Raw genomic sequence first — 13,551 nt, 5'->3', positions numbered from 1 at the left:
AGTCAGGTGAGATCAGATGCCCTTGGACGACGGGTTGGCAAAGGCCTCCTTCGTCTCGGCATTGAGCGGGTAGTTGATGTTGATGCCCTTGGGCGGAATCGGCGACATGAACCACTTGCTGTAGAGCTTTTCCATCTCGCCGGACTTCATCATGCCCGACACCACGCGGTCCACCAGCGCCTTGAAGGCCGGGTCGTCCTTGCGGAACATCAGCGACTGGTTCTCGGTGCGCAGGCTCTCGCCGGTGATGACGAAGTCCTTCGGGTTGCGCGCGTTGGCGATCTGGCCCGCGAGCAGGATGTCGTCGAGCACGAAGGCCTGCGCGCGGCCGCTCTCGACCAGCAGGAACGAGTCGGTGTGGTCCTTGCCCGAGAGCTGGTTCACCTCGAGGCTGCGGCCCTTGTCGGCCGCGCGCAGCAGGCGAAACGACGTGGTGCCGGCGGTGGTGACCACCGTCTTGCCCTGCAGGTCGGCGATGCTCTTGATGCCCGAATCGGCCTTCACCAGCGTGCGCACGTTGTAGCGGAAGATGTCCGGCGAGAAGGCCACCTGCGACTGGCGCTCGACCAGGTTGGTGGTGGAGCCGCACTCGATGTCCACCGTGCCGTTCTGCACCAGCGGGATGCGGTTGGCCGAGGTCACGGCCTGGTACTTGACCTCGACGGCCGGCAGCTTCAGCTCGGTCTTCAGAGCGTCGACGATGCGGTTGCAGATCTCGATGCTGTAGCCCACGGGCTTGAGGTTGGCGTCCAGGTACGAGAAACCGAACGAGGCCTCGCGGTAGCCGAAGGTGATGGCGCCGCTGGCCTTGATCTTGGCGAGCGTGTCGTTGGCGGGCTGCGCCTGCGCGGGAGCGGTCGGTGCCAGGGCGGCAAGGGCCAGCGCGAAGGCGGCGGCGGCGATGGAAAGCGACGGGCGAAGCTGGGGCATGGAACGCTCCTCGGAACGGCGGTTGAAGAAAAAAGGGGCGGTGGCTCAGCGCGTCACGCCGCGCGTGACCGCATCGACCGAGGCCGTGAGCCGCGCGACGATTTCGTGCAGGTGGTCGCGTGTCGCGATGTACGGCGGCGCCAGCAGCACGTGATCGCCCTGGCGCCCGTCCACCGTGCCGCCGAAGGGGTAGCACAGCAGGCCGCGCGCCATCGCGTCTTTCTTGAGGAGCGCATGGACCTTCAGCGATGGATCGAAGGGCTGCTTGCTCGCGCGGTCGGCCACCAGCTCGACGCCCCAGAAGAAGCCGCGCCCGCGGATGTCGCCCACGTGCGGGTGGTCGCCCAGCGCCTCGGCCAGCATCGCGCCGAAGGCAACGCCGTCGTCGCGCACCTTGGCGACCAGGCCGTCGCGGCGGATCACCTGCTGCACCGCGAGCGCCGCTGCGCAGGCCATCGGATGGCCCAGGTACGTATGGCCGTGCTGGAAGAAGCCGCTGCCCTTGGACATGGCCTCGACGATGCGGCGCTGCGCCAGCACCGCGCCGATCGGCTGGTAGCCGCCGCCCAGGCCCTTGGCGATGGTCATCAGGTCGGGCACCACGCCCTCCTGCTCGTAGGCGTGCAGCGAGCCGGTGCGGCCCATGCCGCACATCACCTCGTCGAGGATCAGCAGCACGCCGTACTTGTCGCACACGGCGCGCACGGCCTTGAAGTAGCCCGGCACCGGCGTGAGCACGCCGGCGGTGGCGCCGCCCACGGTCTCGGCCACGAAGGCGATCACGCGGTCAGCGCCCTGCGCGACGATGGCCGCTTCCAGCTCGGCCGCCAGGCGCAGGCCGTACTGCTCGGCGCTTTCATCGGCGCGCTGCTCGCGGTACGGATAGCACGGCGCGACGTGCGTGGCCGGCACGAGGATGGGTGCGAAGGGCTCGCGCCGCCAGGCGTTGCCGCCCACCGCGAGCGCGCCCAGCGTGTTGCCGTGGTAGCTCTGGCGGCGCGCGATGAAGTGCGTGCGCTGCGGCTGGCCGATTTCCACGAAGTACTGGCGCGCCATCTTCAGCGCCGACTCCACCGCCTCGGAACCGCCGCTCACGAGGTACACGTGGCTCATGCCTTCGGGGGCGCCACCGATGAGCTCGTCGGCCAGCTGCTCGGCCACCTCGCTCGTGAAGAAGCTGGTGTGGGCATAGGCCAGTGTGTCGATCTGCGCGTGCATGGCGGCCATCACCTCGGGATGGCCATGGCCGAGCGAGGACACGGCCGCGCCGCCCGAGGCGTCGAGGTATTCGCGCCCTTCGGCGTCGCGGATGAACATGCCCTGCGCGCTGGCGGCAACGGGCGGGGTCTGGCGAAGGTGGCGGTGGAAGACGTGCGTCATGGCGGGAGGAAAGCGGGGCCTGTTTTTGGAACTAACGTTTCGGCCGAATTATTGTTTGGAACATTTGTTCCGTCAACTCCTGGGATTTCCCTGCTCCGGTACATTCGTTCCAGACACCGCACGAAAAGAGACACCGCCATGAGCGCTGCGCCGGGCCGCCCCAAGCAAGCTCGCACCGCAGTGCGAAGCACGAAGGTATTTCGATGAACGCCAAAGAACTGATCCGCCAACGCTTCAACGAACTGAGCCCCGCCCTGCAGCAGGTAGCGCGCTACGTGCTCGACCACCCCAATGAGGTGGTCACGGGCTCGATGCGCAACGTCGGCACGCGCGCGCAGAGCACGCCGGCCACGCTGGTGCGTTTCGCGCAGCACCTGGGCTTCGAGGGCTGGCCGCAGCTGAAGGAGGCCTTCGCCGCCGACATGGGCCTGGGCACCGAGACCTACGGCGGGCGCGCCAAGCAGTTGGTGGGCCGCGTCGCCGACCAGGGCCTGGCGGGCGAGATGTTCGAGGTGCAGCGGCGCAACCTGGAGCTCACGCACCAGCAGAGCGGGCCGGCGCTGCTCAAGGCCTGCGCGCTGCTGGAGAAGGCGCCGGCCGTGCACGCGGCGGGCTTTCGCGCGTGCTTTCCGATCGCCTTCTCGTTCGTGTACGTGTACCGGCTCTTTCGCACCAGCGTGCACCTCGTGGACGGCCAGGGCGGCTCGCTCGAGATGCAGCAGCGCGCCTTCGCCAAGGGCGACGCGCTGGTGGTGGCGAGCTTTGCACCCTACTCACGCGAAGCCTTGCAGGTGGCCGAGGCGGCGAAGGCGGCGGGTTGCCGCATCGTGGCGATCACCGACAGCGTGACCTCGCCGCTGTCGCTGCTGGCGGACGAGACGCTGCTCTTCACCATCCACAGCCCCTCGTTCTTCCCGTCGGTGGCGGCCGGCGTGGCGGTGACGGAAGCGCTGGTCGAGCTGCTGGCAAGCCGCGCGGGCAAGCCGGTGATCCGGCGCATCGACCAGGCCGAGGCGCAGCTGTTCGAGTCGGGGGCCTACCTCATGGCGCCGGTGGCGCGGGGCGGCTGATCAGGCCAGTGCGCGGGTGCGGCCGGCGCTCTGGCGCAGGTAGAGCACCAGCAGGTCGCGGTTGGCGTTGATGTGCTCGCGCATCGCGGCTTCGGCGCCCGAGGCCTCCTGACGACCCAGCGCCTCGACGATGCAGCGGTGCTCTTCGAGCGCCTGCAGGGCCTGGCTGTGCCGGTACAGCAGCATCGCGGCGTCGTGCCTGTGCGGGCGCGAGCGGCTGTCGAAGATCACCGGCAGCTGGCAGGCGCGCTGCACGGCCTCGCTGAGCCAGCGGTTGTCGGCCAGCGACAGCAGCTTGTGGTGGAAGGCCTGGTTCAGGTCCTGCCACTGATCGGCCCGCTCGTCGGTCCATTCGCCGCTGTCGTGCAGCAGCGCATGCTGCTCGTCGACCATGGCCGTGAGTTCGGCCAGCGCCTCGTCGTCCAGGCCACGCTCGCTGAGCAGGCGGCAGCCCATGCCTTCGAGCGTGGCGCGCACGCTGAAGGCGTCGAACACGTCCTTGGCGTCGAAGCGGCGCACCTGGAAACCCCGCTGCGGGTGGTAGACCAGCAACCCCTCGTCGGCCAGACGCGCCATGGCGCCGCGCACAGGGGTGCGCGACACGCCAAGCTCATTGGCGAGCGAAATCTCCATCAGGTGGGCGCCGGGGGCGATCGCACCGTCGAAGATGCGGGTGCGCAGCGTGTCGGCCACGGACAAAACGCGCGTCCGCGAGGGATCTGGGGGGGTCATCGAAAGTCGGAAACAGGGGACGGCCGGAAGCGGGCCGCGCGGATGGTACGGCGGCGTATCGAAGCTTCATATCCCCAATTTCCGTAAAAATACCGTTCTGGCGACTTTTTCGAGAATTACGGAAAAATTATTAACTTCTGTAAACAACCACCCCGGTTTCTGCGTTACCGCCCCGCTGTTTCTGCCGCCAGGTGGATCGCGGCGCGAATCCGGGGGTAGGTGCCGCAGCGGCAGATGTTGCCGCGCATGGCGTCCGAGACCTGGTCGTCGCTGGGTTTGGGCGTGGTTTTGAGCAGCGCGCAGGCCGACATGAGCTGGCCGCTCTGGCAGTAACCGCACTGCACCACGTCGACCTCGGTCCAGGCCGCGCGCAGGGCGTCGGCCTCCCGGCCCTTCAGGCCCTCGATGGTGGTGACTTCGCGCCCGCCCACGGCCTCCAGCGGGGTGACGCAGGAGCGCACGGCCTGGCCGTCCAGGTGCACGGTGCAGGCGCCGCACAGCGCCTTGCCGCAGCCGAACTTGGTGCCGACGAGCTTCATTTCGCCGCGCAGCACCCACAGCAGCGGGGTGTCGGGCTCGGCGCTCACGGTGGCGGTCTGGCCGTTGATCTTCAGCGTGGTGGTGGTCATGGGGTGTCTTTCTTGCTGTTCCGGGAGATCAGGCCAGCCGCAGAGGCAGGCTGCGCAGGCGCTGGCCGGTCAGCGCAAACACGGCGTTGGCCACGGCGGGCGCGATGGGCGGCGTGCCCGGCTCGCCCACGCCACCAGGCGGCACCTCGGCGCCGGTGCCGGCGAGGATGTCGACCTCGATGGCCGGGCACTCGTCGATGCGCAGCGGCGTGTAGTCGTGGAAGTTGCTCTGCTGCACCTGGCCGCGCGCCACGGTGATCTCGCCGCGCAGCGCGGCCGACAGGCCGAACACGATGCCGCCTTCCATCTGCTGGCGGATCAGGTTGGGGTTGACCGGCAGGCCGCAGTCGATCACGCACACCACGCGGTGCACGCGGATCTGCCGCTCGGGCGTCACCGACACCTCGGCCACCTGCGCCACGATGCTGCCGAAGGCGCGGTGGATGGCCACGCCGCGCGCGCGCTTCGTGCCGTCGGGTCCGTCGGCCAGCGGCTCGCCCCACTTCGAGAGTTCGGCCACGCGCTTGAGCACCGCCAGGTGGCGCGCGTCCTTGGCGAGCAGGCCGGCGCGGAAAGCCACCGGGTCCTTGCCGGCGGCGACGGCGCATTCGTCGATGAAGCTCTCGACGAAGAAGCCGTTCTGCGAATGCGCCACCGAGCGCCAGATGCCGGTGGTGACGGCCGATTCGACCGGCACGTGCGCCACGCGGGCCTGCGGGAAATCGTAGGCGGTGTTCCAGGCGCCGTCGGTCGAGTTGTCCATGAACGACGGCGCCCCGAGGCTGGAGCCGGCGCTGGTGGTCTGCCACGCGACCAGCGCGCCCGCCGCGTCGAAGCCGGCCTTGCACAGCGCCACGTAGGCGGGGCGGTAGAAGTCGTGCGTCATGTCTTCCTCGCGCGACCAGATCAGTTGCACCGGCGCGCCGCCGGCCTCGCGCGCGAGCTGCGCGGCCTGCACCAGGAAGTCGATGAAGTAGCGCCGCCCGAAGCCGCCGCCCAGGTAGGTGACGTGCAGCGTGACCTTCTCGGCATCGATGCCCAGTGCCTTGGCGACCGCGGCGCGTGCGAAGCCCGGCGCCTGCGTGGGCGCCCAGACGGTGGCGGCGCCGTCCTTGAACTGCACGGTGCAGTTCATCGGCTCCATGGTGGCGTGCGCCAGGAAGGGCACGCGGTACTCGACCTCGATCGTGCGCGCGGCGGACTTCAGCGCCGCCGCCACGCCGCCGGTGTCCAGGCGCGCATTGCCCGCGTCGGCGTCGAGCGTGCGCGCGAGGCGGTCGATCATCTCGGCGCTCGACAGGCTCGCGGCGGGGCCGTGGTCCCATTCGATGTCGACCTTCTTCAGCGCCCGCATCGCGTGGTACGGCGTGTCGGCGATCACGGCCACGCCGCCCGCCGTGCTGCCGGTGCCGACAAGGCTCGCGGCCACCGGTTCCAGCGCCATCACCTTGCGCACGCCGGGCAACGCCTCGGCGGCTTTCGCATCGAAGCGCGCGACGCGGCCGGCCAGCGTCGGGCACATGGCGATGCTGGCGTACAGCAGGCCCGGCGGCAGCACGTCGATGCCGTAGGTGGCGGTGCCATTGAGCTTGCCGGCGTTGTCGATGCGCCGCTGCGGCTGGCCGATGACGCGGAAGTCGGCGGGCGCCTTGAGCTTCACCCCCGTGGGCAGCGGCTGCTGCGCGGCCTTCGCGGCCAGCTCACCGAAGCGCGCGCTGCGGTTGGAGGCCGGGTGCAGCACGCGGCCGGCCTCGGTGCGGCATTCGCTGGCGGGCACCTGCCACTGTGCCGCCGCCGCGCCCACCAGCATGAGCCGTGCCGACGCGCCGGCCTCGCGCACCGGGCCCCACTGGTCGGTGACGCTCGACGAGCCGCCCGTGCCCGAAAGCCCCGGGATCGTGCGCAGCAGCTTGCCCACGACCTGGTGCGCCGCGCGCTTGCCGAAGCCCTCGTCGCCAGGCTTGAAGGGCAGCGCGTCGAGGATCATGGCCTGGTTGTTGTAGATGGCGTCGAAGCCGGCCTGCTCGAGCCGCACCTGCGACACCGCGGCGTCCATTTCTTCGGCCAGCAGCATCGCCAGGCCGGTGTGCGTGCCCTGCCCCATTTCCGACTGCGTCATCACCAGCGTGACCGTGTCGTCGCTGCCCACCTTGACCCAGCCGTTGAGCGCGACCTGCCCGTTGCCCGCCGGCAGCGGCGCGCCGGGCACGAGGCGCGAAGCCGCCGGCGTGGCGGCCCAGCCGACGACCAGGGCGCCGGCGGCGCCGAGGGTGCCGAGCACGAAGTGGCGGCGTTTGAGTTGGGGCATGGCGTGGTCTTTCTTCGGTGGGTCTTGTCGTTCGTGCGGGAGGTGGGGTCGTCGTCAGGTCGTCAGGGCGGCACGGCGATGCCTTGCCAGAAGATCTCGAAACCGGCTTCGGCGTAGTCGAAGGCCGGCGCCGCGTCGCCCGCCTGCGCGATGTAGTCGACCGTGGTCTCGGCCATCGCCGTGAGCATCGCGCCCAGGAATTCCATCGGTCGCTCGACGACCAGCCCGCGCCGCATGCACTCCTGCGCCACCGCTTCCAGCCGCGCGAACGGCGCCATGCCGGCGGCGCGGCTCTCGTCGCTCAGTTCGTCGGAGACCTTGAGCTGCGCCAGCACGCGCAGCTTGCCGGGGTGCGCCACGCCCCAGCGCACGTAGCGGTCCCAGATGTGGCGGAACTGGGTGCGCGGATCGGCGGCCTCGGGCCAGTCGGCCAGCATCACGCCGGCCAGCTCGGTCTTCAGCGCGCGGTACAGCGCGTCGGTCAGCAGCGCCTTGCTCGCGAAGTAGGTGAACAGCGTGCCCTCGGCCACGCCCGCGGTGCGCGAGATCGCCGAGGTCGGCGTGGCCCACACGCCGCGCCGGCCGAACTCGACCAGCGCCGCCTCGAGGATGGCGTTGTGCTTGTCGACACTGCGAGGGCGGGCCATGCGCGGAGGGTCTCCATCGTTCGTTTAGTTGAGTGCTCACTCAAGTATAGGAACGCGGCGCCGATCCGCAAGCCCCGCGCGGCCCGCGCCATGCCGCATGGCGGAACCACGGCGCGGCGCGGCAGTCCAACCAGAGTCGTGGCGTCGTGCTGCGACAGGAGGTACGACCATGAAGCATGTGAAGCATTGGCAGGACCCCGTCAACGCCGTCGCCGGCGTGTGGCTGATCGTCTCGCCATGGGTACTGGGCTTTCAGGGCAATTCGCTCGCCATGTGGACCATGGTGGCGACCGGCATCGTGCTGGGCGCCGTGGCCTTGGGCGCGACCTTCGTGCCGCACCAGTGGGAAGAGTGGACCGAAGTGGCGCTGGCAGCCTGGCTGGCGGTGTCGCCCTGGTTGCTCGACTTCCGCATGGTCGAGCCGGCGCTGGTCAATGCAGTCCTCGTGGCTGCGGTGATCATGGTGCTCGCCCTCTGGGTCCTGGTGACAGACAAGGACTACCTGGGCGAGGCCCTCGACCGACCAGCGCACTGATGGGGAGAGAGCGATCCTGTGAGCGCCGAGCGGTGACCACCGCCGCGAAGCGACGACGCCCGGTCCGGTGTTCGCGCCGGTCGGGCCGACGGGCCAGGCAGGTTCCCATGCCCGCCCGCAACCCCCGCCCCTTACGGTGTGCGGGAAGCGGCGCTGTTGTTTGAAGTGCTGTTGCCGGCCGGACGGGTCGCCCCCATCCAGTCGGCCTGCCAGCCGCCGCCCATGGCCTGGATCAGCGCGATTGCCGCGGCCTGGCGATTGACCTGAAGCTGCACGAGCGCGCGCCGCGCGCTCAGTGCGGCGGCCTGCGCCTGCACCACATCGGTGTAGCTCACCTGCCCCGCGCGATACCGGTTGAGCAGTTGCTGCTCGGTCTTGTCGGCCGCTGCCGTGGCCTCGCGGCGCAAGCCTTCCTGCTGCGCCAGCGTGGCGCCGCTGGTCAGCTGGTCTTCCACGGCCTGGAACGCGGCCAGCACGGTCTGGCGGTAGCGCGCCACGCTGGCCTCGTGGCCGGCCTTGGCGGCATCGACGCTGGCGCTGATGGCGCCCGCGTCGAACACCACCTGCGCCACCGACAGGCCCAGCCCCCACAGCGTGTTGGCCGCGCCGAAGAGGTCTCTCACGCGGCTGGCGTTGCTGCCGACCGAGGCCGTGAGCGAGATGTTCGGGTAATAAGCCGAGCGCGCCACGCCGATCTGCGCATTGGCCGCGGCCACCGCGCGCTCCGCCGCCGCGATGTCGGGGCGGCGCTGCAGCAGCGTCGAAGGCACGCCGGTCGGCACGCCGGGCACCGTGGGCGTCCAGCGCGCGGGCGGCAGGCTGAAGTCGGCCGGCGCCACGCCCACCAGCATCGCGATGGCGTGCTCCAGCGTGGCGCGCGTGCGCTGCAGGCCCACGCGGTCGGCCTTGGCGTTCACCAGCTGGGTCTGCGCCTGCAGCACGTCGGTCTGCGCGGCAATGCCGGCGGCATAGCGGTTGCTCGTGATCTCGAACGCGCGCTGGTAGCCGAGGATGGTTTCGTCGAGCAGCACGATCTCGGCGTCGGCCTCGCGCAGCGAGAAGTAGTTGGTGGCCAGGTCGCCGACGGCCGACAGCCGCGCCGAGGCCAGGTCGGCCTCGCTGGCCTGGGCGTTGGCCTGCGCGCTGTTCACGGCCTCGCGCAGGCGGCCCCACACGTCGGGCGTCCAGCTCGCGCCCAGCGTGGCGCCGAAGGTGTTCGACGGGCTGGCCGAGGCGTTGCCGCCCACCGTGCCCGAGCGCTTGCCGCTGCCGTCGAAGGACACCGACGGGAACAGCCCCGCGCGCTGCTCGCGCACCAGCGCCTGGGCCTGCGTGTAGCTGGCGACGGCGGCGGCGATGTTCTGGTTCGACACCTGCACGCGCGCCGCGAGTTCGTCGAGCGTGGCGTCGCCGAAGAGCTTCCACCACTCGCCGCGGTCGAGCGCGTCGGCCGGCGCGGCGGGCAGCCAACCGTCGGCGGCGGGCTGTTCCTTCCAGCCGGCCGATGCCGCCGACTCGGGCACCTTGTAGGCCGGGCCCACGGCGCAGCCGGCGAGCACGGCGGCCAGCGCGAGCGTGCTCAGCGCGAAGAAACGGCGTGAAGGGCCGATAGAAGAAAGGGAGGCATTCATGGTCATGGGTCTCAGACGGCCGGGGCGCGGCTCAGCGCGTGTTCGTTCTTGCCGCGGCGGCGCAGCTTGTCCAGCAGCAGGTAAACCACCGGCGTGGTGAGCAGCGTCAGCAACTGGCTCGCGATGAGCCCGCCGATGATCGCCACGCCCAACGGCCGGCGCAGCTCGGCGCCCTCGCCGAAACCGATGGCCAGCGGCAGCGCGCCGAGCGCGGCGGCCAGCGTGGTCATCAGGATCGGGCGGAAGCGCAGCAGGCAGGCCTCGCGCACCGCCTCGAGCGGGCTCAGGCCGCGCGAGCGCTCGGCCTCCAGCGCGAAATCGATGATCAAAATGGCGTTCTTCTTCACGATGCCGATCAGCAGGAACACGCCGATCAGCGCAATGATGGAAAACTCCATGCGGAACATCAAGAGCGCCAGCACCGCGCCCACGCCGGCCGAAGGCAAGGTCGAGAGCACCGTCACCGGATGCACCAGGCTCTCGTACAGGATGCCCAGCACGATGTAGATCACCACCAGCGCCGCCACGATCAGCATCGCCTGCTGGCCCTGCGACTGCTGCGCGCTCAGCGCGGTGCCGGCAAAGGCGCCGCGCACATTCGTCGGCATGGCGATGTTGGCCTCGGCCTTGGCGATGGCCTCTCGCGCATCGCCGAGGTTGGCGCCCTCGGCCAGGTTGAACGAGATGGTGGTGGCGAGCTCGCCGTCCTCATGGCTCACCGACGTGGCCACCGACTGCTCCTCGAACTTCGCCACCGCCGACAGCGGCACCAGCGCGGTGGCCGTGTTGCTCAGCACGTTGCCGGTCGAGGCGTTGCGCGAGCCGGCGTTGGCCGACACCGGCACCGTCGCGGCGGCGGCGCTGGCGGAGGTCGTCGTGCCGCCCGTGGACGTCGTGGCCGCCACCTGCGTGGTCACCGCCTGCCCCGCCACCACCGAGGTCTTCGTGGCCGGCACGTACACGTCGCGCAGCGCGTTCGGGCTGCGCGTGTAGCCCGGCGCCCATTCCATCACCACGTGGTACTGGTTGAGCTCGGTGTAGATGGTGGCCACCTGCCGCTGGCCGAAGGCGTTGTACAGCGCGTTGTCGATGGCGGTGGAGGTGAGCCCCAGCCGCCGTGCGCTGTCGCGGTCGACCTTGGCCACCGTCTCCACGCCGTTCTGGTCCTGGTCGGTGTCGATGTCCGTCAGCGTGGGCTGCAGCTTCATCTCGTCGGCCAGCTTCACGGCCCAGGTGCGCAGGTCGGACAGGCTGTCGCTCTTGAGCGTGTACTGGTAGGTGGAGTTGCTGGAGCGCCCGCCCGAGCGCACGTCCTGCACCGGGCCGAGGAACACGCGCAGCCCCGTCACCTGCGCCAGCTGCGGGCGCAGCCGCGCGATCACGGCCAGGCCGCTGTCCTTGCGCTGGCTGGCCGGCTTCAGGTTGACGAACATGAAGCCGCCACCCGCGCGCCCGCCGCCCGTGAAGCCCACCACGGTGTCGACCGCCTCGTCCTTGCGGATGATGTCGACCACCTCGCGCAGCTTGGCGCCCATGGCCTGCGACGAAATGCTCTGGTCGGCGCGCAGGCCGCCGTTGAGCTGGCCGCTGTCCTGCTGCGGGAAGAAGCCCTTGGGCGCCGCGCTGAACAGGTAGACATTGAGCCCCACCACCGCCAGCAGCACGACCATGACGATCGCCTTGCTGTCCAGCGCCCAGTCGAGTGCGCTCTCGTAGCGCTTGAGCATCCAGTCGTAGCTGCGCGCCGCCGCGCGGCCGAAGCGGCCTTGCGGCTTGTTCTTGCCGTGCTCGCCGCCGGGCTTGAGCATCCACGCGCACATCATCGGCGTGGTGGTGAGCGAGATGACCAGCGAGATCAGCACCGCCGCCGACAGCGTGACCGCGAACTCGCGGAACAGCCGCCCCACCTGCCCGCCCATGAACAGCAGCGGAATGAAAACCGCCACCAGCGACACGCTGATCGACAGCACCGTGAAGCCCACCTCCTGCGCGCCGAGCAGCGCCGCCTTCATGCGCGACATGCCCGATTCGATGTGTCGGCTGGTGTTCTCCAGCACCACGATCGCGTCGTCCACCACGAAGCCCGTGGCCACCGTGAGCGCCATCAGGCTCAGGTTGTTGAGGCTGAAGCCCAGCAGGTGCATCACCCCGAACGTGCCCAGCAGCGCCACCACCGTGGCCACCGCCGGCACCACCGTCGCGCGCACGCTGCGCAGGAACAGGCTGACCACCAGCACCACCAGCAGCACCGCGATGACCAGCGTCATCTCCACCTCGCGCAGCGAGCTGCGGATGGAGTTGGTGCTGTCCGAGGCGACCTGCAGCGTCACGTCCGGCGGCAGTTGGGCCTGCAGCTCGGGCAGCAGCGCGCGCACGTTGTCGACGGTCTCGATGATGTTGGCCGAGGGCTGGCGCGTGATCAGCACGATGATCGCCGGCTCGCCGTTGAACAGGCCCAGCGTGCGCGTGTCTTCCACGCCGTCGATCACGTCGGCCACCTCCCGCAGCCGCACCGCCGCGCCGTTGCGCCAGGCCACGACCATCGAGGCGTAGTCGCTTGCGCGCAGTGCCGGGGTCTGGGTGTAGATCTGCAGCTTGCGGCCTTCGCCTTGCACCATGCCCTTGGGGCGGTTGGCGTTGGACGCCTGGATCGCTGCGCGCACGTCTTCGGTGCTGATGCCGTAGCGGTTGAGGGCGAAGGGGAGCAGTTCGATGCGCACCGCGGGGAGCGAGCCGCCGCCGATTTCCACGTCGCCTACGCCGTCTACTTGAGACAGGCGCTGGCTGACGATGTTGGAGACGGCGTCGTAGATCTGGCCTGGGGTCTTTGTTTTGGACGTGAGGGCCAGGATGATGACTGGGGAGGCGGCCGGATTGGCTTTGCGGTAGGTCGGGTTGCTTCTTAAGGTGGCTGGCAGGTCTACGCGGCTGGCGTTGATGGCGGCCTGGACTTCTCTGGCGGCGCCGTCGATGTTGCGGCTGAGGTCGAATTGCAGGGTGACTCGGGAGGAGCCTACGGAGCTGGTGGACGTCATTTCGTTGACGCCTGCGATGGTGCCCAGGTGTCTTTCCAGCGGGGTCGCGACGCTGGTGGCCATCGTCTCTGGGCTGGCTCCTGGGATCGAGGCTCTTACTGAGATGACTGGGTAGTCGACCTGAGGGAGGGGGGAGACTGGGAGGACGAAGAACGCTGCAATTCCTGCCAGGGCGATGCCTATGGTCAGGAGGACTGTGCCTATGGGGCGGCGGACGAAGGGGCGCGACAGGTTCATCGCAGTGCCTTCTTTTGGGTTCCGAGGCCGGGTCTCGCCCCGGCAGGCGACCTACTTTTCTTTGCTTCGCCAAAGAAACGTAGGCAAAAGAAAGGCGACCCTGCTGTCTGCGTCCCTACGCTTCGCTTCGGGCAACCTGCGGTGCTCGCGTTTCGCGGGGTCTCGCCCAAACTCGCTTCGCTCAAACAAGGGCGAGCCCTGATCCGCGAAACGCTGCGCTCCTCGGCGCATACAGAAGGGGTTGGGATACCTACGGGCCATCGCTTCGCTCGGCCAGTGGGCCGCAGCAGGCGCTTTGCGCCTGCTGCGGCTGGGATTGGTTGGTACGCGTGCGCGTGCGCGGGCGCGAGCGATGGCGCTTGTGTTGCCGTTGGCGTTTGCGTTGCCCTTGCTGTTGGCAAGGAACCGCGCGCAGGC

The 13,551-nt window shown here is 69.6% G+C and carries 10 protein-coding genes; 2 read left to right on the top strand and 8 right to left on the bottom strand.

The window, feature by feature from the left end:
* Positions 1 to 12: 12 nt before the first annotated feature.
* The gene (locus AC07XP_RS19990) at positions 13 to 930 is read right to left on the bottom strand and encodes a transporter substrate-binding domain-containing protein (protein WP_495265646.1); all 918 of its coding nucleotides are present in this window, start codon (positions 928 to 930) and stop codon (positions 13 to 15) included.
* Between the two features lie 45 nt (positions 931 to 975).
* Positions 976 to 2,310: an aspartate aminotransferase family protein gene (locus AC07XP_RS19985; RefSeq protein WP_495265645.1), complete on the bottom strand. Its 1,335-nt coding sequence runs from the start codon at positions 2,308 to 2,310 to the stop codon at positions 976 to 978.
* Between the two features lie 203 nt (positions 2,311 to 2,513).
* Here AC07XP_RS19985 and AC07XP_RS19980 point away from each other — a divergent pair, with 203 nt between their 5' ends.
* A complete protein-coding gene (locus AC07XP_RS19980; protein WP_495265644.1) occupies positions 2,514 to 3,380 on the top strand; it encodes a MurR/RpiR family transcriptional regulator in 867 nt (288 codons plus the stop codon).
* Here the strand turns inward: AC07XP_RS19980 and AC07XP_RS19975 are convergent, their stop codons facing one another.
* From AC07XP_RS19975 to AC07XP_RS19960, 4 genes are all read right to left on the bottom strand, one after another.
* The gene (locus tag AC07XP_RS19975; protein ID WP_083259300.1) at positions 3,381 to 4,112 is read right to left on the bottom strand and encodes a GntR family transcriptional regulator; all 732 of its coding nucleotides are present in this window, start codon (positions 4,110 to 4,112) and stop codon (positions 3,381 to 3,383) included.
* Positions 4,113 to 4,276: 164 nt separating this feature from the next.
* The gene (locus AC07XP_RS19970; protein WP_307637588.1) at positions 4,277 to 4,741 is read right to left on the bottom strand and encodes a (2Fe-2S)-binding protein; all 465 of its coding nucleotides are present in this window, start codon (positions 4,739 to 4,741) and stop codon (positions 4,277 to 4,279) included.
* 28 nt (positions 4,742 to 4,769) lie between these two features.
* Positions 4,770 to 7,049 (bottom strand): xanthine dehydrogenase family protein molybdopterin-binding subunit, encoded by a 2,280-nt coding sequence (locus AC07XP_RS19965; RefSeq protein WP_495265643.1) that lies wholly within the window; start codon positions 7,047 to 7,049, stop codon positions 4,770 to 4,772.
* Between the two features lie 62 nt (positions 7,050 to 7,111).
* On the bottom strand, positions 7,112 to 7,696 hold the full coding sequence (locus AC07XP_RS19960; protein ID WP_495265642.1) for a TetR/AcrR family transcriptional regulator: 585 nt from the start codon (positions 7,694 to 7,696) through the stop codon (positions 7,112 to 7,114).
* A gap of 169 nt (positions 7,697 to 7,865) precedes the next feature.
* Between AC07XP_RS19960 and AC07XP_RS19955 the strand changes: the two genes are divergently transcribed.
* Positions 7,866 to 8,231, top strand: coding sequence for an SPW repeat protein (locus tag AC07XP_RS19955; RefSeq protein WP_062474873.1), 366 nt, complete (start codon positions 7,866 to 7,868; stop codon positions 8,229 to 8,231).
* A 131-nt stretch (positions 8,232 to 8,362) separates the two neighbouring features.
* Here the strand turns inward: AC07XP_RS19955 and AC07XP_RS19950 are convergent, their stop codons facing one another.
* The gene (locus tag AC07XP_RS19950; protein ID WP_495265641.1) at positions 8,363 to 9,862 is read right to left on the bottom strand and encodes an efflux transporter outer membrane subunit; all 1,500 of its coding nucleotides are present in this window, start codon (positions 9,860 to 9,862) and stop codon (positions 8,363 to 8,365) included.
* An 11-nt stretch (positions 9,863 to 9,873) separates the two neighbouring features.
* Entirely contained in the window at positions 9,874 to 13,134 is a 3,261-nt protein-coding gene (locus AC07XP_RS19945) for an efflux RND transporter permease subunit (protein WP_495265640.1), read from the bottom strand.
* Positions 13,135 to 13,551: the final 417 nt, after the last annotated feature.

Source organism: Variovorax sp. GW531-E2, from assembly GCF_059423125.1.
Note: the sequence above shows the minus strand (reverse complement) of the source record. Positions and strands in the feature narration are given on the sequence as shown.